General features: G+C 61.8%; 13 protein-coding genes. 3 read left to right on the top strand and 10 right to left on the bottom strand.

The genetic code is table 11. From position 1 onward, the window contains the following. Positions 1 to 214 precede the first annotated feature (214 nt). From J3P88_RS16040 to J3P88_RS16010, 7 genes are all read right to left on the bottom strand, one after another. Positions 215 to 3,235, bottom strand: a complete 3,021-nt coding sequence (locus J3P88_RS16040; RefSeq protein WP_434576486.1) for an autotransporter domain-containing protein — start codon at positions 3,233 to 3,235, stop codon at positions 215 to 217. A gap of 304 nt (positions 3,236 to 3,539) precedes the next feature. After that, entirely contained in the window at positions 3,540 to 4,889 is a 1,350-nt protein-coding gene (locus J3P88_RS16035; RefSeq protein WP_434570152.1) for a TolC family outer membrane protein, read from the bottom strand. 14 nt (positions 4,890 to 4,903) lie between these two features. Beyond that, a complete protein-coding gene (locus tag J3P88_RS16030; protein ID WP_434570150.1) occupies positions 4,904 to 6,238 on the bottom strand; it encodes an HlyD family type I secretion periplasmic adaptor subunit in 1,335 nt (444 codons plus the stop codon). Continuing rightward, positions 6,235 to 8,022, bottom strand: a complete 1,788-nt coding sequence (locus J3P88_RS16025) for a type I secretion system permease/ATPase (RefSeq protein ID WP_186706763.1) — start codon at positions 8,020 to 8,022, stop codon at positions 6,235 to 6,237. Before J3P88_RS16025 ends, J3P88_RS16030 begins: the two co-directional genes overlap by 4 nt. A 106-nt stretch (positions 8,023 to 8,128) precedes the next feature. Beyond that, positions 8,129 to 8,566, bottom strand: a complete 438-nt coding sequence (locus J3P88_RS16020) for an AprI/Inh family metalloprotease inhibitor (RefSeq protein ID WP_434570148.1) — start codon at positions 8,564 to 8,566, stop codon at positions 8,129 to 8,131. Positions 8,567 to 8,692: 126 nt separating this feature from the next. Then, a complete protein-coding gene (locus J3P88_RS16015; RefSeq protein WP_186706761.1) occupies positions 8,693 to 10,147 on the bottom strand; it encodes a serralysin family metalloprotease in 1,455 nt (484 codons plus the stop codon). A 343-nt stretch (positions 10,148 to 10,490) separates the two neighbouring features. Continuing rightward, a complete protein-coding gene (locus J3P88_RS16010; protein ID WP_434570146.1) occupies positions 10,491 to 11,387 on the bottom strand; it encodes a LysR family transcriptional regulator in 897 nt (298 codons plus the stop codon). A gap of 131 nt (positions 11,388 to 11,518) precedes the next feature. Between J3P88_RS16010 and J3P88_RS16005 the strand changes: the two genes are divergently transcribed. Beyond that, positions 11,519 to 12,982 (top strand): MFS transporter, encoded by a 1,464-nt coding sequence (locus tag J3P88_RS16005; RefSeq protein WP_434570144.1) that lies wholly within the window; start codon positions 11,519 to 11,521, stop codon positions 12,980 to 12,982. A gap of 193 nt (positions 12,983 to 13,175) precedes the next feature. After that, positions 13,176 to 13,454 (top strand): DUF1652 domain-containing protein, encoded by a 279-nt coding sequence (locus J3P88_RS16000; protein ID WP_003201764.1) that lies wholly within the window; start codon positions 13,176 to 13,178, stop codon positions 13,452 to 13,454. A gap of 653 nt (positions 13,455 to 14,107) precedes the next feature. On the opposite strand, the gene J3P88_RS15995 is transcribed toward J3P88_RS16000, so the two are convergent. Then, on the bottom strand, positions 14,108 to 16,573 hold the full coding sequence (locus J3P88_RS15995) for a UvrD-helicase domain-containing protein (RefSeq protein WP_434570142.1): 2,466 nt from the start codon (positions 16,571 to 16,573) through the stop codon (positions 14,108 to 14,110). 235 nt (positions 16,574 to 16,808) lie between these two features. Here J3P88_RS15995 and J3P88_RS15990 point away from each other — a divergent pair, with 235 nt between their 5' ends. Beyond that, positions 16,809 to 17,504, top strand: coding sequence for a pirin family protein (locus J3P88_RS15990; protein WP_186706756.1), 696 nt, complete (start codon positions 16,809 to 16,811; stop codon positions 17,502 to 17,504). Positions 17,505 to 17,670: 166 nt separating this feature from the next. Here the strand turns inward: J3P88_RS15990 and pgm are convergent, their stop codons facing one another. Then, positions 17,671 to 19,317, bottom strand: a complete 1,647-nt coding sequence (gene pgm, locus J3P88_RS15985; RefSeq protein ID WP_186706754.1) for a phosphoglucomutase (alpha-D-glucose-1,6-bisphosphate-dependent) — start codon at positions 19,315 to 19,317, stop codon at positions 17,671 to 17,673. Positions 19,318 to 19,408: 91 nt separating this feature from the next. Beyond that, the gene (locus J3P88_RS15980) at positions 19,409 to 20,806 is read right to left on the bottom strand and encodes a PLP-dependent aminotransferase family protein (protein ID WP_434570139.1); all 1,398 of its coding nucleotides are present in this window, start codon (positions 20,804 to 20,806) and stop codon (positions 19,409 to 19,411) included. Between the last annotated feature and the right edge of the window lie 79 nt (positions 20,807 to 20,885).

Genomic DNA, 20,885 nt, shown 5'->3' with positions numbered 1-20,885 from the left:
GCTAAAACCATCTGATGGAGGATCATTGTGGCGAGGGAGCTTGCTCCCGCTGGGCTGCGCAGCAGCCCCAACACGGTTGTCGCGGTGTGCCAGGTTGATCCGGTCAGCCTGTTTGGGGGTGCTTCGCACCCCAGCGGGAGCAAGCTCCCTCGCCACAGAGGGACCTGTTCAGCCCCTCCTTCTGCAGAAGTGCCTGTTCAACGCCTTCTCTTGGTCAGAACTGCCAATCCAGGGTCAAGCCCACGCCGTGGGTTTTATCCCGGGCGCCGAGCAGGCCGTTGTAGTCCAGGTTGACCCGCACATCCTTGGCGACGGCGAGCCCGGCACGGGCGCCGATCACGGCGGCGTTGCGGTCCATCGACACGCTCTGCACAGCGAAGGTGTTGCTGCTGCCGGCGAAGGCCAAATCCTGTTCGGACGAGGTGCTGCTCAGGTTGTGCTGCCAGCCGATGGAGCCGGCCAGCTGCAGTTGCTGTTGATCCGACAGCGCCAGGGTGTGGCTGGCCCGTATGCCCAGAGTCGAAAGCACTGCATCGCGCCGGTCGTCATCACCGTGCAGGGCCGCGTTGTCGCCTTTCTCATGGAAGCTGTCGCTATCCAGATGCACATAGGCCAGGTTGGCGAACGGCTCCAGGGCCACCGGTTGCACATCGAGGCGGTACGCCGCTTCAGTGAAGAGTTGGGTGGTCCGCGCATCACGCTTGGCTTTCTCCCGGCCACTGACGTCGCCCCATTGCAGGTCGCGCTTGACGTCGATGCGGTGCCAGCTGTGGGCGCCGCCGACGGTCAGGCGCAGCGCATCGATCTCATGCCCCAGATAGACACCCAGGTGATAGCTGTCAGCCTTGGCCGAGGAATGGGTGCCGTCGCCCATGCCCAGCGAACTGTCGCTGTAGCCGGTGACGAAACCCAGTCGCGTCCGCTCACTGATCAGCCCATCGACACCGGCCAGCAAGCCGCCGATGGAGCTGGTCGTGCCGGCGCTATCATGCCCACCCTCGTTCTTGCCCCAAGCGCCCAGCACCTTGAACCAGGCATTGCTGCTGGTATCGGTTGGCGTACCGGCGTCGTAGAGCGCGTCCTGGCGCAGACGATCGCCCACGGCGTCACGCAAATGGCGGCTGTCGTTGATCAATTGCGTGCCGATGGCCGGGTGGATTTCGCCGGACAACTGCTGGAACGCTTGTTGTGCCACGGCGGCGCTGGGTGCCAGCAACAACGCCTCGTACAGCCCGTTGCCCGCGCCCAGTTGCTCGGCGGCAGTGGCCACGGAGCGCTGGTTGGGCGTCAGGCCAAGGCTGGCAAATGACGCGTCGTTACGCTGGACCGCCAGTTGGATGCCGCTGGCGCCGTACGCCAGGTCGCCCCCCAGGAAGGCGTAGTTGGGCAACACTTCGGCAAAACGCCCATCAATGCCACCGGCAGCCTGCAGGATGTTGAACTGTCTACCCAGCAGGCTTTTCACTTCGCCGGCCGTAAGCAGCGTCGGGCTGTTTTCCAGGGACAGCGACACCGTCGCCCCGTCAATGGACGCCTTGCCGCCAGCCACGATCAGGTCGCTGGAACTGGGCGAGACTTCCACCGCGTAGTTCGAACCGGGTTGGAACGTCACGTCGCCGGCCACCTGCAAGGTGCCGATGGAGTTGCCCGGCGCCACGCTGCCGCCGCGGTTGGCGGTCAGGCTGGCGATCCGGCCGTTGCCGCCCAGGACGCCGCCGTCGTTGACCGTCACGGCCGATACCAGCGAACCATTGATCGCCAGTCGTCCTTGATTGACCAGGGTCGGGCCGCTGTAGGTGTTTTCGCCGGTGAGCACCAGGGTGCCGATGCCTTCCTTGGTCAACCCGCCGTGGCCGGCGATGTCGTTGCGCCAAACGTCCAGGCCGCATTGGATGCCGCTGCACACCCGCTCCGTGGGTTTTCCGGCATCGATGATCGCGCCGATGCCCGGCAGGTCCGCCACGAACTGACCTGAACCGTAGGCGTCATCGATGCGAAACTCCTCGGGAATGTCCTGTTCGGTCACCAGCATCGATGGGCCGTTGATGGCCTTGCCCAGGTTGATCATGCCCCAGCCATACAACGAATCGACGCCCGGCGCGCCCATGTCGGTGGCGGTGGTGCGCAGCACGCTGGCGACTTGGGCACCGGTCATGTAGGGGAAACGCTCCATCAACACCGCCACGCTGCCGGCGACATGGGGCGCGGCCATGGAGGTGCCGCTCTTGTTGGCGTAGCCCACGGTCAGATCGTCGGCCCCGGTGCCGCCGATCACCGCGCTGTAGACCCGGGTGCCCGGTGCCGACACGCAGAAACTGGCGGTGTAGCCGCAGCGCGACGAGAAGGTACTGATGGTGTACGGATCGGGGTTGGCGGTGTCCGGGTTGACTTGCAGCGCCGCCACGGTGAGCCAGTTTGGCGCGATGTCCGGGACGAAATACGCCAGGCCTGCGATGGCATCGGGGTTATTGAGGTTGTAGTCGTTGCCGGCGGCGAAAATCGTCACGATCCCGCTGCGAACCGCGGCGATGGCCCCTTCGTAGGCACCGCCGGGCTTGGTGCCTAGCAACGGCTGGATCTGATCGAATTGCAGCTGCGCATCCTGCACGGTGAAGTGCGGGAACGCCGGATCGCGGCCGCCCTGGTCGAAGCGGTCGGTGATACCAATACCCCAGCTGTTGTTGATGATCCGTGCGCCGCTGGCGATCAACGCGTCCCAGCCCGCCTTGTACACCGCGCCATCGTTGCCCCGGATGATGCCATCCTCGGGGCCCGGGTCGCCGTTGTCGGCGCTGATGATCTGCGCATCGAACGCCACGCCGTGCATCGGGCTGCCATCGCGACTGCCGGCCGCGATCCCACCGACGTGGGTGCCATGGGAGCCCAGCTTGCCGTCCGAGCCGACGGTCGGCGAGCCGTCGTAGCGAAACGGATCGCCGGCTTTCACCGGGATGTAGGGGTCGGTGTATTCGCGGATGCCGCTGGTGACCAAGGTCACGACCTTGTCAGTGCCGGAGAACTCGGGGTGCGCCGCATAGACCGGCTGGTCGAAGATCCCCAGCTTGACGCCCTTGCCGGTGTACCCGGCGGCGTAGGCCTGCTGCGCGTTGATCGCACCCAAGCCCCATTCGGCGTTGAATTCGCTGCTGCGCCAGCTGTCCGGCTCACCCGCCCTGCCGCCCTCGACATAAGGCGCCGCCTGGGCCGTGCCCAAGGTCGCCAGTGCGCAGAGCATGGCGCGATTGAGGGTCTTGAGCAGAAACACGCGACCTGTCGGTCTGGGTTGTTTTTTGTTTTCGATTTTCATCACGAACCATCCTTAGTTGTTGCAAAAATCCTGTGGTGTTCCTGGCTTTGTGGCTTGCCATGGCTTCTGTGGCTTACCCAGCCTGTGTGGCTTAACCAGCTTCTGTGGCTTGCCCAGCTTTTGTGGCGAGGGAGCTTGCTCCCGCTGGGCTGCGCAGCAGCCCCAAAATGCCTGCGAGCGCTTCGCACTCGAGCGGGAGCAAGCTCCCTCGCCACAACGGCGTCCCTCGCTGTCATCGAGCGTCCACGCGGGACACAAACGCCTCGTCCACCTTCGCCAAATCCTGCGCACCGAGGGTGCCGGCGTAGTAATGCAGCTTGGTCCAGGCCATGAGGTAGTCGTAGCGGGCCTGGGCCAGGTCGCGGCGGGTGGTGTAGAGCTGCTGCTCGGCGTTGAGCGCGTCGAGGTTGACCCGCTCGCCGCCAAGAATGCTTTGCCGGGTCGAGACCACCAGCGCTTCGGCGGAGCTCAGGGCTTTCTGGTAGGCCCGCAGTTTGTTCACCCCCGACACGCAGGCGCTGAACTGCCGGCGCAGCTCGATCAGCGTCTCGCGGGTCTTGGCCTCCAGCTCATATTCGGCTTGTTCCATGTTGCGGCTGGCCTGGCGGGTCGACGCCGAGACCCCGCCGCCGGCATACAGCGGCACGCTGACTTCCAGGCCGATGGTGTTGGTGTCGTAGCGCTGGTTGTAGGTGTTGCCGCTTTCCGATTCGTTCTGGCGCATCGTAGCGTAGGCATTGACCTTGGGCAGGTGCCCGGCACGGTTGCGCTCCACCTCGAAGCGCGCCACGTCCACCGCCTGGCGCTGGGACGCCAGGCTGGGGTTATTGCTCACCGCCAGCTCATGCCAGGTGTCGAAACTGGCCGGTTGCAAGGCAAAGACCTGGAAGGTGTCGTGCAAGGGCGCCAGGTCGCCGATGTCCAGGGCCGGGACGCCAATCAACGAGCCGAGCTCACGCAAGGCGGCATCCTGCTCGTCCCGGGCCTCGATTTCCTCGGCGATTGCCAGTTCATAGCGCGCCTGCGCCTCAAGGATGTCGGTGCGGGTGCCTTCGCCCTGGCGAAACAGATGTTCGTTCTGCTGGAACTGTTGCTCGAACGCCTTTTTCTTGGCCTGGGCGATGTCGATCTGGTCCTGGGCGAACAAGGCCTGGGTGTACTGGCTCAGTACCCGCACCAACAGCGCCTGGCTCTTTTCCCGAAAGCTTTCGTCGGCGAACAGCGCCTGGGCCACGCCCTTTCGGTAAGCCGCGTACGCCTCATAGTCCAGCAAGGGTTGCTGCAGCGTCAGGCTGGAGCCGTAGCTGCTGTAGTTGCGATCGTCGTGCTGGCTGGCACCACGGTCATTGAGGTACGTGACCTTGGATTGGTTGCGCCCCTTGTTGTAGCTGTAACCCAAATGCGGCAACAGCCCGGCACGGCCAATAGCGCGATTCTCCAGGCCTGCATCGCGCTCCTTGATCGCGCCCAGGTAGACGGGGTCATTGCGCAAGGCCTGCTCGTAGAACTCGAACGGCCCCATGGCCCAGGCGTTGTTGCCCACGGAAAAGGCCAGCAAGGCCATCCAATAAAAACGCTTCATACCGCCAGACATCCTTATTCTTCGGTCAACGCAGAGCCGGCTCGGTCGAGCAGCGGTTTGAACAGGTAGTTGAGCAACGAGCGCTCGCCGGTGCGCACGAACATCTCAGCCGGCATGCCGGGCTTGATCACCAGGCCGTTGAGCTTGTCCATGGCCACGTCGCTGACGCTGCTGCGCAGCACGTAATACGGCGCGCCGGTTTTTTCATCGAGCATCTGGTCTGCGGAAATCAGGCTGACTTCCCCCGGCACTCGTGGCGTGCGGTTCTGGTTGAAGGCGGTAAACAGGATGTCCACCGGTAAATGCGGGCCGACCTTGTCGATCAGGTGCACCGGCAGGTGCCCTTCCACCTCCAGCCGCGTGCCCTGGGGCACGATTTCCAACAAGGTGTCGCCCTGGCGCACCACCGCGCCTTCGGTGTGAACCCCCAGGTTCACGGCGATGCCGTCGGCGGTGGCGAGGATTTCGCTGTGTTGCAACTCGAACCCGGCGGACTTCAGTTGCTGTTGCAGGGTTTCGCTCTTGAGTTGGGCGTCGGCCAACTGGCTGCGCACCTCTTTCTGGTATTCCTCGTTGTGCTGCTGGAGCTTCAGCCGCGACTCGACGATCCCCTGCTCCACCCGCCCGCTTTCGCCGCTGTTCTGCGCCAGTTCCTGCTGCACTTGCGACAACTGGCGCTGATAGTCCAGCAGGCGGTTGCGCGGGATGTAGCCGTTGTCGGCCAAGGGTTGCAGGTTGCCCAGTTGTAGGCGCAGGGATTCGGCCTGGGCAGTCAAGTCACTGCGGGCCCGGCGCATGCCCGCCAGTTGCGCCGTGGCGCCCTCGATGCTGGCGCGCAGCGCCGCCTGTTCCCGGGCGAACGCTTCACGGCGACTGCTGAACAGTTGCCGCTGGCCTTCGAGCACCAGGGCCAGGCGTGGATCGGGATCGTGGCTCAGTTCGGTCGGGAAACTCACCTGCAACAGGTTGTCCCGCTCGCTTTGCCAGCGCGCCAGGCTGGCCCAGGTCATCCGGTACTGCGCCTGCAGCGATTGCACATCGGCGGCGGCCTGGGTCTGGTCCAGGCGGAACAGCGGCTGGCCCTGCTTCACCGCTTCGCCTTCGCGCACCAGGATCCGGCTGACCACTCCGCTGCTCATCGATTGCACGGCCTTGCGCTTGCCTGAAACCACCACGGTGCCTTGTACGGGAATCCCTTGGTCCAACGGCGCCAGGCTGGCCCAGGTGAAAAAACTGCCCGCGCCCACGAGCGCCAGTGCCCAGCCCATGCGGGTGAAGAAACGGGCGTCGCGCTCCGGGCGCCCAAGGTTCTGAGAATGCTCGAGGTTCATATCGCGGTCCTGGCTCATACGCCACCCGGCTTGCTGGTGGATGGGTACTGGCGACTCATGCTCAGTCCATTCGGGGCACTCTGGGTGCTGTTGGGCGGTGATTGGCGCGGTGAATCCGCCTGGCCGGACAACGCCCGCAGCACTTGCTGGCTCGGACCGAAGGCTTGTAGCCGGCCGTCATCGAGCACCAGTAGCTTGTCGGCCTGGGCCAGTGCCGAGGAGCGATGGGTGACCAGCACGACGCTGGTGCCTTGGGCCTTCATCTGCGCAATGGCATTGGCGAGCGCCGCTTCACCCACTGTGTCGAGGTTGGAGTTGGGTTCGTCGAGCACCACCAGGCTCGGCCGGTCGTACATCGCCCGCGCCAGGGCGACCCGTTGCTTCTGCCCGCCGGACAAACCCCCGCCATCCTCCCCCAGCACCGTGTCGTAGCCCTGGGGCAGGCGCAGGATCAGTTCATGAACCCCGGCCTGTTGCGCGGCAGCGACGACTTTCTGCGGATCGGCTTGGCGAAACCGGGCGATGTTCTCGGCGATGCTGCCGCTGAACAGCTCGATGTCCTGGGGCAGATAGCCGATGTGCGGGCCGAGTTGCTCGCGATTCCAGCGATGGATGTCAGCCCCGTCGAGGCGCACCGTCCCGGCGAGGGTTGGCCACACGCCGACCAAGACCCGGGCCAGGGTCGACTTGCCGGAACCGGACGCCCCCAGCACGCCGAGCACCTCCCCGGCGGCCAGGCTGAAACTGACCTGCTGCAACGTCGCGTTGCGTTGCCCCGGCGGTCCTGCGCTCACTTGCTCGAAGCTCACCTGGCCCTTGGGCGCTGGCAGCGTCATGCCGTCATCCTGGGGCGCAAACGCCTGCAACAGCGCATCGAGACGGCGATAAGCCAGCTTGGCGCCGCTCCACTGCTTCCACACGGCAATCAACTGGTCGATGGGGCCCAGCACCCGTCCCATCAGGATCGAGCCGGCAATCATCATCCCGGCGGTCATGTCACCCTTGATCACCAGCAGCGCGCCCAGGCCCAGCACCAAGGATTGCAGGCACAGGCGCAGGGTCTTGCTCAGCGAACTGATCACCGCGCCGGTGTCGCTGGCCTGGTTTTGCAGGCCGAGAAAGCGCGAATGCACGGCGAACCAGCGGCTGCGCAGCGCTCCGAGCATGCCCATGGCCTGGATCGTCTCGGCGTTATGCAAGTGGCTGGTGGCCAATTGGCTGGACTGTTGCGAGTAGACGCTGGCCTGCCCCAAGGCTTTTTTGGTCATGGCCTCGTTCAGGCACGCCAAGCCGATCAACAGCAGCGTACCGACGGAAGCGAACACGCCGAGCCACACGTTGAACAGATAGATGACCAGCAAGTAAATGGGAAACCACGGCGCGTCGAAGAAGGCAAACAACGCCGGCCCGGTAAGAAATTGACGAATATGCGTAAGGTCGCCCAGGGATTGCCCGGCGTTACCTTCACCCTGGCGCAGATTGCGCTCGAACGCGGCCCGGTACACCTGGAGGTTGAAGCGCCGTTCCAACTGGCTGCCGATGCGGATGACCACGAAGCTACGGACCATTTCCAGCAGCCCGATGAACACGAAGAAACCCACCACCATCAGCGACAGCATCACCAGGGTGGTTTCGTTCTGGGATGACAGCCCGCGGTCATACACTTGCAGCATATAAATCGAAGGCGCGAGCATCAGGACGTTAATCAGCGCGGTAAAACAACCGACACTGATCAGAATGTTTTTATAGTCGCCCAGCGCTTTAAACAGCGGCACTGCGGCAGCGCTCCTTGCCCTATTCATGATCTTCCTTGCTGTTGGCTTTGCCGGTGAACCGGCCGTTAGTTCAACTTACCAATCTTTAAATTTTCGTTCAGTGCACACCGACATCCACACCCGTACAAATTCGTTAATCCGCTTTCTGAGACTTATTTCGTTCAAGCCTAAGTATCAAACCGGAATTCAAGGTCATCTGGTAATGATGTTTCCGGCGCAGCCCCAAGTGAGTCCTGGAGTCTTGCCTGCCAATCAGGGATAGACCGTCGGGTTCGGTGAACCAACGAACCGGTTCATCTCCCAGCCAGTGCCCAAGGCACTCGGTTTGGCCACCGAGGGTCTGGTCCGCCTTGAGTTCGACCAGACAGGTGTTGGACGGTTTGTCCTGCATTGCCTGGCTTTGCGTGGTGTCCTGCGGGCTCGACAAAACGGCCTGCCACTGACCGGCCAACTGCGAGGGTTCTGCTAACAACAGGCTGCGCGCCATGGCGACTTCTCCACAAAACATCATCAGCGTAGCGAGCAACCCGGCGGTCGCCTGAACACTACAGGGCATGAACTTTCTACGCATTTCTTCGATCCTGACCGGGGTTCTGTAGGAGCTGTCGAGCGAAGCGAGGCTGCGATCTTTCCCTTACTCCTTGAGTCTCAAGCGAAAAGATCGCAGCCTTCGGCAGCTCCTACAGGAGGACCGGCATTACGCCACGATATCCGAGGCCGCCGCCTGGCCAACAGTGCTGACCAGGAAGTCAGCCACGCCGTGCCCGGAGAAGTCCACCGACAGCAGGCTGTTGCCACCCGATGTCGACAGCACCGCATCCCCCGCCGCACCGGTGAAGGCGCTGACGAAATGCAGGCCCGCGCCCTTGGTGATACCGGTCAGGTCGATCTTGTCCAGGCCACTGACGAAATCGAGGATCTGGTCGGTTGCTCCCGGCCGCGAATCGGAACTGGCAGCGAACACGAAGGTGTCCGAACCCGAGCCGCCCCAGAGCTTGTCCGCACCACCGGCGCCCCAAAGGATATCGTTGCCGGCGCTGCCCTTGAGCTCGTTGGCCACCGCGTTGCCGATCAGTAGATCGCTGCCCGAACCGCCGATGGCGTTTTCGATGGTTGCGCCTTGGGCGATGGACACGTTGCCGACCATGCCGCCAACATCGGAGAACGAGGCGTCATTGAGATTAATTTTCTGGTTTTGGGTAAAGCCAGAGAAATCCAGGGTGTCACGGCCGCCCGCATCCCATACCGAAAACACGACTTTGTCCGACGACGAAGACGCACTGAGGAAATCGCGACCGGTGTTGGAGTTGAAACCGTAGGTCGAATCGCCGGTACGCGTCGTGGTGTTGGCACCGTAGAGTTTCTGGATGGCCGCGATGTCATCCATCAACGGACCCGAGGCGTAGGCTTCGACGCCGCCCTTGCTGAAGTTCTGGTCGGTATTGCTTTCGCTCCAGTAGCTCATGAGGCTGTAGCCACGGGTGTCCTGGCCATAGGTGGCGTCATCGTAGGTCGGGCTGCCTTCGCCGGCGTTGTAGTCACCTGGGTGGGCCAGGCCGAGGGTATGACCGATTTCGTGGGTCAGGGTCTGACGGCCGTAGTTGTTCAGGTCCGGGTTCTTGTTCTGGGTATAGCTGCTGTTGATCAGGTACCAGGACGTGCCGTCATAACCGGCGCCAGTCCCCGGCAGATAAGCGAACGCCGCGGCGCCATCCTGGCCGCCGCTGTAGTTACCGAAGGTCATGTGACCGTCGCCACCGCTGGCCTTTTCGGTGAAGGTGACATTGGCCACGTCCGCCCAGGATTGCATGGCCAGGGCGGCCTGGCCCTTCTGCTGGGCGCTGAACTGGCTGAAGCCACTGATCCCATGCTTGTTCATGGTGCTGGATGAGGCTGACGTCAGGAAGGTGTAGGTCAGCTCGATCTTGCCGCTGCCGTCCCGGTCCTGGTAAGCCGCGCCGTCGCGCAGCAACTGGGTGGCCGCCTCGTCGACGGAGTACGACGGTTTGCCGTTGACGGTCAGGTTGCCGCCGCGGTCGTATTGATGACTGAAACTATTGATCTGGTTGAACGCATTACTGGGAGCGGCCAGTTGCGGCGCCCAGAGCAGTTGCTCGGCAGAATCGATAGCGCTGTTTTTGACTTTCGACATAAACACACTTCCTTGTTTGCAAATGGAACAGTTTTAGTCAGACAGACGATCTCTGGCGAGATCGTCCTATCACTCGCCCAATGAGGACGTAAGAAACCTGACACAATTGGAAATCAAACGTCCAGCCATTTTTTTCGTTCAATTCCATGCCCTGCCCCTTAACACCCCTAAACAGTAGACTTCGGCCTCGCTAGTCTCCGTGTGCAACTGCCGAAACTGCGGATTGTCGGACAAAACCATATTTAAATATTAAATAGCGATAACTAGCTGTTTGCGAACGACATCGCACTTTTCACAACTAAGTGCCAGCGAAGTGCTATTAATTAATACCTACCAAGTCACCTCAAGGTTTACGTGCACACACTTCCCGCAGACAGCCCCGAAGCCAGCGATGCACCGGGTCGGCGTCCATTCGCGGATGCCAGAGCATGGCGATCGTGAATTCCGGCACCGGAAACGGCAGCGTAAAACTGTAGAGGCCGATCCGCAGGCTGGTGGTGTAGCGCTCAGGCACGCTGGCGATCAAGTCGCTGGACCGAGCCAGCCCCAACGCCGAGGAAAAACCTGGCACGCTGGTGACGATTTCCCGGGACAGGCCCAACGCTGCCAGGGCCTGGTCGATGAGGCCGTGATCCAAGCCGCGCATCGAGACCCCGATATGCCCGCCCGCTGCATAACCGGTAGCGCTCATCGCCGCCTGGCTCAACGGGTGTCCGGCACGCGTCACCCCGATCAGGCGGTCGCTGAACAACGCCTGGGTTCGCAGTTCCGGGCTGGTGTCCTTGTCCACTACGGCCGTTTCCAGGTCCACGGTCCCTTCGCGAAGCGCTGTGCTGTCCCGGTCGGTCTTTTCCACGAAACGCAGCCGCACGCCGGGCGCTTGTTCGTGAATGCGGGCGATCAGGTCGATGGCGAAGTTTTCCACGAAGCCCTCACGGGTGCGCAGCGTGAAAGTCCGATTCAAGCGCCCAAGGTCCGGGATCGCCACTGGGCGCAGCACCGCCTGGGCCTGTTGCACCAAGAGACTGACCTGTTCGCGCAACTCCAGCGCTCGGGGTGTCGGCACCAGCCCTCGCCCGGCCCGTACCAACAGCGGATCTCCAGTGGTTTCACGCAGCCGCGCCAGTGCCCGGCTCATGGCCGACGGGCTGAGCCGCAGCCGCCGGGCGGCCTGGGCCACGCTGCCTTCGCAGAGCAGTACATCGAGGGTGACAAGCAGGTTTAGGTCAGGCGAAGACATGGCGCAATCTCGAATTGGATATAAGGCGCTTTGTGCAGCTATAACCTGCAAACGCTGCGTCTTCCGCCATGTTATGCCCAGCGGTAACGTTGTAACAGCGCCGTATTGAGCGCGCGGAGACAGGTGACACGATGAAACCCATCATTACCCAACCAAACCAGCCGGCAACCGCACCCGCGAGCCAGTCCTTTTCACCTCGCTGGGCCTTGGCGAGCCTTGCGCTCTCGACGCTGCTGGCCTCCCTCGGCGCCAGCGTGGCCGCGGTGGCGCTACCGACACTGGCCCAGGCCCTTGATGCCTCTTTCCAGCAGGTCCAATGGGTGGTGCTCGCCTATCTGCTCGCCATGACCACGCTGATCGTCAGCGTCGGCCGCCTGGGCGACCTGATGGGCCGGCGCAAGCTGCTCTTGGCCGGCATCGCCTTGTTCACCTTGGCCTCGCTGCTTTGCGGCCTGGCGCCTTCGCTTTGGTTGCTGATTGCAGGTCGGGCGCTGCAAGGCCTGGGGGCCGCCATTATGATGACCCTGACCTTGGCCCTGGTTGGCGAAACGGTCGCCCAGGAAAAAACCGGCAGTGCCATGGGCCTGCTGGCCACGCTGTCGGCGGTGGGCACGGCCCTGGGTCCCTCCGTCGGCGGCCTGCTGATCAGCGGGTTCGGCTGGCAGGCCTTGTTTCTGGTCAACCTCCCCCTTGGCCTGTTGACCTTAGGGCTGGCCTGGTACGCGCTGCCGGTGCGGCAAGTGCCGCCAAAGGCCGGAACGGCCCGCTTCGACATTATCGGCACCGTGTTGTTGGCGTTGACGCTCGCCGCCTATGCCTTGGCCATGACCTCGGGGCGCGGGACCTTTGGCGAGTCGAATATCGCGCTGCTGCTGGTCGCGCTCGTGGGCGGCGGATTGTTCATTCGAGCCCAATCCCGGGCCGTGTCGCCGCTGATTCCGTTGACTTTATTTCGCGACAGGTCATTGGTCTCGGGCCTGGCGACGAGCGCCCTGGTCGCGACCATCATGATGGCAACGCTGCTGGTCGGGCCTTTTTACCTGTCCATCGCCCTCGGGCTGCCGGCGGCCCTCGTCGGGCTCGTGCTGGCGGCTGGGCCATGCGTCGCGGCGCTGGCCGGAGTGCCTGCGGGACGCCTGGCTGATCGGTTCGGCGTGCAAACCATGCGGCTCACCGGCCTGGCGACCATGGTCCTCGGTTGCCTGATGCTGTCATTGGTACCCCCCGCCCTTGGCATCGGCGGCTACCTCCCGGCCATCGTGGTCACGACCCTGGGCTACGCGTTTTTCCAGACGGCCAACAACACGGCGGTCATGGCCGATGTGGCGGCCCAAAGGCGGGGCGTCGTCGCGGGGCTGCTCAACCTGTCGCGCAACCTGGGTTTCTTCACCGGAGCCTCGGTACTCGGTGCGGTGTTTGCGGCCGCAGCGGCGACGAATGACATCACCCGTGCCAGCCGCGAGGCGGTGACGAACGGTCTGCACACGACCTTCGCCGTTGCCTTGGGCATGGCGATCCTGGCCCTGATCATCGCCCTGAAATACCGCGTGCCAGAGCGGTTGGGCGAACCTGAGAAGACCCCCGGTCAAGCGTGATGGCATTCTGAGCATTGCCGTTTAAGTCGTGATCCAGATCAAAAAAAGTGAACCAATCGCAAAACGGACTGAAAAAATCCACATGAGCTTCATTTTCAGGTGCTATTTTTAGTTCTCACTGGTAGAGCCAAGATGGCTCTTCCTTCCTGACATGAGCAAAAGGAAGCGCTCGATTGAAGAAGGCGGGCAACACATGAATAAAGGATCTTTCAGCAAGGTTACGTTCCCCAACGCTTGCCAGTTGATGCGCTGGCACTTCCATCCCATGGGATTCGAAGCGAGCATGGATGCGCCGGGCAGCATGGTTGCCCGGTTGTTTGATCGTGCCAGCGGCGAGACGATGATCGCCATTGCAGGGATCCCCTGTGCGACGGTGATGAATGCACCGGATGTGGAACGAATAATCGAGGCGGTTGAGGCCGAGCTGGAAGCCTTTGTGCCACCGGTTGGGTTGCGGCGGTTTGCTTCCTGATCGGGTTGGTTCTTTTTAATGCTAGATAAGCGGCGCCTCCCTTTTTGGGAAGGCGCCGTTTTTTGAGGTACATAACCGTTGCTGCGCTAACGGCGGCTTATGGTTCCGCTTTACAGCGGGTCACTATTGCAAGGCGGCCTGAGAGCCGACCTGGCTCTTCAGGTCGCACACTTATCAGATCTGTAGGACAAAGCTTGCTCGCGATGGCGGTTTCACAGTCGATGAGGGTATTGGATGGGCCGGCCCCTTCGCGAGCAGGCTCGCTCCCACAGGTGATCTGGGTATTCATGAGTTTTGTGTTCACCGCCCGGCCCATTGTGGGAGCGAGCCTGCTCGCGATTACAGTGGTGCAGCACACATAAATGCCAGCCCCGACCGCTTTTGCTTTGGATCTTGATCTTGATCTGGGCGCCCCGTTAAACCACGCTGGCCGAACGCAGGCATTGCGCAGTGGGCCCACGGAGCAATGCCGGAGTGAGGGCATGCCGAGCCTAGGCGAGGCACCGAGTGGTGGGGCAAAGCGTTTTTGGTTACTTTTGGCTGGTCCGGCTCCCGGCTCTTCCAAAAGTGACCCGCTGTAAAAGCGGAACCATAAGCCGCCGTTACCTAAATAACGGATATACACACCACTCTCATATCCCAGCACGGAAGCCTCAACCCTTACGAACACGCCGATGGTCAACAAAAAAAGGCTTATCCGCAGCAACACGATCCGAAGCCTTAGGTCCATTGGCCGCCTGCCCATCCTGCCCATCGACATACCAGTAGCAATGCTGCACCGCACGAGTAATCCCCACATACGCCAAACGCAAGATTTCATCTTTTTGCGCCGTGTCGTAAGGCTCGGCATCCCCGTCCTGCCCCAGCCCAGCCATTCGATAAACCTGATTTTTGTAGGGTGAACTGCTCAAGTGCTGACAGTCACCCAACAAGAACACCGCATCAGCCTGGAGCCCCTTGGCACTGTGGTAAGTCATCTGCCTGAGCCGCCGAGCATCGTAAGGCAAGCTAGAATCCACATTAACTACTGACTGAATATTCTTTTCTATCAATAGCTTGTCGCTACTTTTTCGATACAACATCAAGATGGAGTCACCCTTGCGATAATGCTCCTCCAATCGCAGGGCCAGGCCTTCATCGTCTCGATCCAGCACATTGACCGGACTCAGCGAACGAGGCATGCCGCTGGCCTTGGCCTTTTTACCAGGGATCGCCGCAGCGGCACGTACGATGTGCTCGGCCGCGTCAATGATGTGCTGATGGCTGCGGTAGTTGTCGGTAAGCATGACCCGAGTTGTCGCGGGTGACGGGAATTGCTTGTTGAACGCCATGAAATAGCTCGGCGAACTGCCGCGCCAGCCATAGATCGATTGCCAATCGTCCCCGACACACAGCAAGGAAGAGCGCTGGGCGCCGCGCCCCACATGCAGCGCTGGGCCACGGCTACGGACCTCGCGGAGACTGGCGCGAAGCCAGGAGACGATCTGCGGCGACACGTCCTGGAATTCGTCGATCATCAGATGCGAAAGCGGCCTGAGCAAGGCATCCCCCAGCAACTTGAAGTTTTCCGGCGAATGTTCGCTAAACAACGCGAACATGCGGTTGTAAGTCATGATCGGTGGAGATTGATCGAGTAAATGGTCTTCGAAGGCTCGCCAATAGCGACTCAGCGCCTCGAAAAAATATCGATCAGGGTCATCTTGGGCGAAGGACATCCGGCCCACGGCATCCGGGACGTCAAGCCCAAGGTTCTCGATAAAGCCTGCCGCCGCGACAAAACAGTCCAGCAATGGTGCCGAACCCAGCTCGCCCTTGACCTTATAGTCGAACCCGGGCCCGGCGCTGGCATCCCCGGCCATTGTGGCCAACACACGCTTTGATGCCTCATAACTTTCCAGCCAGATCAGTGGCTTACGGCAGAAAGCTTGAAACAAGGTACGCTTTACCGCCCACTCCGCGCGGATACTCAACTTGGCGCCCGGACGACCGAGCCGCGCGTCTTCCCGCGGATCGAAGCCCAGCATCACCCAGGCATCGAGTGACGGTGCGTAGCCGTGACTATGGAATCGAGAACCGTTGATTTCAAAAGTCTGTCGCTTTGGCTCGATCCCCTTGATTGGCCAGGCACCGGCGCGAAACCACAGGTCTTCGACGGCGTCGCACAATTCTTCGTCGCGCTGGGCCGCCAGTTCGGTGACGGCCACCCGTTTTTGCACATCCGGGTGATCGCGCTCCAGTTCCTTGAGCTGCAGGGCATGGCGGGACAACGGCTGGATCAGCTCTCGGAAACGCGCGTCCCGCTGGTAAAGGCTGTAATAGCAGGCATTGAGTTGCTGGCGCTGGACGTCATTGATGCGCAGGTCAAAAGGATTGTCTTGGGCGTCGTCCGCTTCGGCGCGATGACTCAGGGTCTCGAAGGCCTGGAGGCGCTCGAACCCAGGCAAGCTGCGCACCATGGGCAAGATACGCGAATGGAAGGTTCGAACCAGATCGCGAGCTTCCTTCAGGCTGACAGTTCGCCCCCACAGGCCGAACACTTCGATCAGCTTTCGAATGAAATCCTTGCGCGACTCCCGGGTAAACGTCACCACAGTCATCGAATCCAGTTCGAAGCCCAAGTAGTGGGACAGCAGCACGATGCGCAGCACCAGGGTCGTGGACTTGCCCGCACCCGCCCCGGCGACCACCGACGTGGACGGTGTGTCGCTGAAAATCATCTTCCATTGCGCTGCACTGGGTTGCGCATGCGCCGGCAGCAATCGAGCAACGTCCGCTTTGATGCGTTTCTTCAAATCGGCGGTCAGTGGCAGACGCCAGTCGTCGAACAACAAATCATCCACCTGGGGTGCCGGGTGCTCCGTGCTACGCGAATCGCGGATCAACAGCACCTGACGGCCCTCTTCGAGCCCTTCGGCCCTGCCTTCCTTATAGCCATAGTCGAAACCGGCGGTATGGCCGCTGCGAAAGCCATCGGCCTGGCCGTGCAACCAGGACGCCCGGTGCTGGGCACGCAGGCGCGTCAGGCCATGGCCGAAGAATCGAGCGGCCAGGCGCTTGAGCAACGGCATCTGGGCCAGGGGTAACAGCTCGGGGGGAAGATCGGGAGTGTGTTGCGACACGTGGGACTCCGGTGTTCAAGAACCATGACGGCTATGGTCTCTGTATTTGCCGCCAGATTCCACCCAAAAGCTTTTAAGTCATGGGTTTAGGCGATGAAGTGAAAGTTGGCTCGCGATTTTATATCTAAATAAACGATAGGATTGAAACGTTTTTTACGCTTTTTATCGATGGTTTCCTTGGCGAAAATAGCGCCATCAACCCTCGCTTTCGCTCTTCAGCGAAAAGGACACGAACATGCTCGAACTCAGGCCCTTCGCCACCTTGGGTGCCGCCAACCACGGCTGGTTGGATGCCCACCACCATTTCTCGTTCGCCGAGTACTACGACCCGCAACGCATGCATTGGGGCAATCTGCGCGTCTGGAACGATGATGTCATTGCCCCCGGCAGTGGTTTTCCTCAACATCCGCACCGGGACATGGAAATCATCACCTATGTTCGCGAAGGCGCCATCAGTCATCAGGATAACCTGGGCAACAAGGGCCGTACGGAGGCTGGCGACGTACAGGTCATGAGCGCGGGCACGGGAATTGCCCACAGCGAGTACAACCTGGAATCGACGGCCACGCGCATTTTCCAGATATGGATCATTCCCAACGAAGAAGGCCTGGCACCGTCATGGGGCGCCAAACCGTTTCCCAAGGACTCGCGCGAAGGCTTCGTGACCCTGGCCAGCGGCAAGGCCGGCGATGACCAGAGCCTGCGCATTCGCGCCAACGCGCGGTTGGTCGCGGCCAACCTCAAGGCGGGTGAAAGTGCGGAGTATCGGCTGGACGCCGGGCGACGAGCTTATCTTGTGCCAGCCACAGGATCGATAGAAATCAATGGATTACGCGCACAAGCTCGAGACGGTGTTGCGATTGAAGCTGAACAGGTATTGCGAGTGACCGCGATCGAAGACAGCGAAATCGTGCTCGTAGACCTGGCTTGATCCCTGCGCTGTCCTGCTGCTCTTGTGGCGAGGGAGCTTGCTCCCGCTGGGCCGGTCCGACGCCTCGGGCGCAGCGGCCCCGCTTTTTTTGGCGGTCGCTGCGCAACCGAGCGGGAGCAAGCTCCCTCGCCACACGTTCACATCACAGGCATCACTTGCACAGGCGTTACTTGCTAGTGATAGCCCCATCCACCAACGTTTGTGCCTCAGCCACCAATTGCTTGAGGTGCGCATCGCCAATGAAGCTTTCAGCGTAGATCTTGTAGATATCTTCAGTACCGGACGGACGCGCCGCGAACCAGCCGTTTTCGGTCATGACCTTCAGGCCGCCGATGGCCTGGTCATTGCCCGGCGCATGGCTGAGGATGCTCTGGATCTTCTCCCCAGCCAGTTCCGTAGACGTCACCTGGTCCGGCGACAGCTTGCTCAGCAGCGCCTTCTGCTGCGGGTTGGCCTTGGCATCGACGCGAACCGAGAACGGTTCGCCCAGCGCGTCGGTCAAGGCGCGGTAGGCCTGGCTCGGATCGCGACCGGTGCGGGCCGTCATCTCCGCCGCCAGCAACGCCGGAATCAGGCCGTCCTTGTCGGTACTCCAGACGCCGCCATCCTTGCGCAGGAACGAAGCACCGGCACTTTCTTCACCGCCAAAGCCCAGGGAGCCATCGAACAGGCCATCGGCAAACCATTTGAAGCCCACCGGCACTTCATAGAGACGGCGCCCCAGGCGCTTGGCGACGCGATCGATCAGGCCGCTGCTGACCACCGTCTTGCCCACGCCCGCATCGGCGCGCCATTGCGGGCGATTCTGGAACAGATAGTCGATCGACACTGCCAGGTAATTGTTCGGCGCCAACAGGCCGCCGGACGGCGTCACGATGCCATGGCGGTCATGGTCCGGGTCGCAGGCGAAGGCCACGTCGAAACGCTCCTTCAGGCCAATCAACCCTTGCATGGCATGGCTGGAGGATGGGTCCATGCGGATCTGCCCGTCCCAGTCGACGGTCATGAAACGAAAGGTGGAATCCACGTGGGTATTCACCACCTCCAGGTCCAAGCGGTAATGCTCGGCAATGGCTGGCCAGTAGCGTACGCCCGCGCCACCCAACGGGTCGACGCCCAGGTGCAGCCCGGCAGTGCGGATGGCATCGAAATCGATGACATTGATCAGGTCCGCCACGTAAGTGTTGACGTAGTCATGGCGGTGGGTGGTATCGGCCTTCAGGGCCTGCTCGTAACTGACGCGCTTGACGCCAGCGAGCTGGTTGGCCAGCAGTTCGTTGGCCTTGGCTTCGATCCACTTGGTGATGTGGGTATCGGCCGGGCCACCGTTAGTAGGGTTGTACTTGTAGCCACCGCTTTGCGGCGGGTTGTGGGACGGCGTGATGACGATACCGTCCGCCAGGCCCGACGTGCGGCCACGGTTGTAGCAGAGAATGGCGTGGGAAACCGCTGGCGTCGGGGTGTATTCATCCCCCTCGGCGATCATGACGGTCACACCGTTGGCCGCGAACACTTCCAATGCGCTGGCGCCCGCCGGGGTCGACAGCGCGTGAGTGTCGATACCGACGAACAACGGTCCGTTGATCCCCTGGGCTTCGCGGTACAGGCAGATCGCCTGGCTGATTGCCAATACATGCCACTCGTTGAAGCCCAGGTCAAAGGAGCTGCCGCGGTGGCCGGAGGTGCCGAACGCCACGCGCTGGGTTGCAACCGAGGCATCGGGTCGGCCGGTGTAGTAGGCCGTCACCAGTCGCGGGATATCGATCAACAACTCTGCCGGTGCCGGCTTGCCCGCAAATGGACTGACTGTCATGCAAAACCTCTGAGTGGAATGGCTCGGGAAATGGGGTGCAGTTTACTGACAGTTCGACCATGGCGCGATGGGTTCGATCCATCGCCGCCGATTACGATTGCTCGAGCCTCAAGGCGTCGGTCAACGCGCAGAGTGCCGCGTCCAGGTCCTGTGGCCCATTTAGCGCATGGGTCAGGCGCATATGTTGCCCATACAGGCCATAAAGGCTGAACAGTTCTCCGGGCGCGATGACGATTCGCTGGGCCAGGAGCCGACGAAACACCCGCCGCAAGTCGACCCTTCGCGTCGAGCGCATCCAGATCGTCGCGCCACCTTGGGGTTCCACCCATTGCAAGCTATCCTCCAGCCGCTCGCGCAGCAGTTGTGTGGTCGAAACCGCACTTTCGCGCAGCAGGCGCCGCAACACCAGCAAATGCTGGTCAATCCGACCGTTGCTGTACAGCCGGGCGATGGCCTTCTGGCGAATCGGCGACAGGCGAAACGCACGGAGCAGGAAATGTCGCTGCAGTTGCAGGGTCAACTGGCGCGACAACACGTAGCCGTATGGCGCCTCTGGGCCGATGGTCTTCTCGAATGTGGAATAGACGATCAGCCGATCCGGGTCGAGCAAGTCCCGAAAAGGCGTCGCCCCGGCCTCGAACGCCAAGTCCGTATGGCTGTCGTTCTCCAGCACCCACGTGCCGTGCCGTTCCAGCAACTGCGCGATGGCACGACGGTTTTCCTCGGGAACGAACGACCCCGTTGGCATGTTCAGGAGCGACGACAACATCACCAGACGTACCGTTTCGCTTTCCAATAGTTGTTCCAACTGCTCGATATCGATTTCCCCGCCGGCCAGCAGTGGCAACTCGATGAGGTTGATGTCAGCGGCCTGGAGCAGGCGCAACACGACCCAGTCACAAGGCGATTCGATCAGCACGGTGGCGCCCCGAAGTGCCAGTACGCCAATCAGGATCTCCAGGACACCCCGCAGGTCGGCACCGATGTAGACGTCATCGGCGTTCCAGCAACGGGCCGGCGAAGACGTGTAGCGGGCCGCCAGCGCGGTGCGCAGTTCCAGCTCGCCCCAGGGTTGCGAAGGCATCTGCGAGGAACGTGGATACTGGCGCAGCAGCTCGCGCTCGAGCAACAACATCGGACTGTCCAATGGCTGCATCGACGCCGGCTCATCCGCGCTGAGCACCAGCATGCCTGGCCGTCGGGCGTTGACATACAACGTTTCAAGTAAATCGCCGCCGCCGTCCAGGGTAGTCGTGCTGGGTGCCGGCAGTGCGTAATAACCGGACTTGGCGATCGAATAGACCCGCCCTTCCTTCTCCAGTAATGAATACGCGTACTGAATGGTGGATATCGACACATTCAGACGCTCGGCCAATTGCCGCAACGAGGGCAGGCGCACCCGCGCATCGACCTCCATTTCGTTGATCAGCGTGGTCAGGTAGCGATAAACCGCCTGGTAGGCGAAGTCTGTCTCCCGGCAACCTTTCATCGGATCACGCCAGGAGAGCGGATTGCAGGCGGCCAGGTCGCAACGCCGGGCATCATGATCGGGCGGGAGGTAGACGACT

This window comes from Pseudomonas sp. Z3-6 (assembly GCF_051131985.1).
Lineage (GTDB): Bacteria > Pseudomonadota > Gammaproteobacteria > Pseudomonadales > Pseudomonadaceae > Aquipseudomonas > Aquipseudomonas zanjanensis.
Note: the sequence above shows the minus strand (reverse complement) of the source record. Positions and strands in the feature narration are given on the sequence as shown.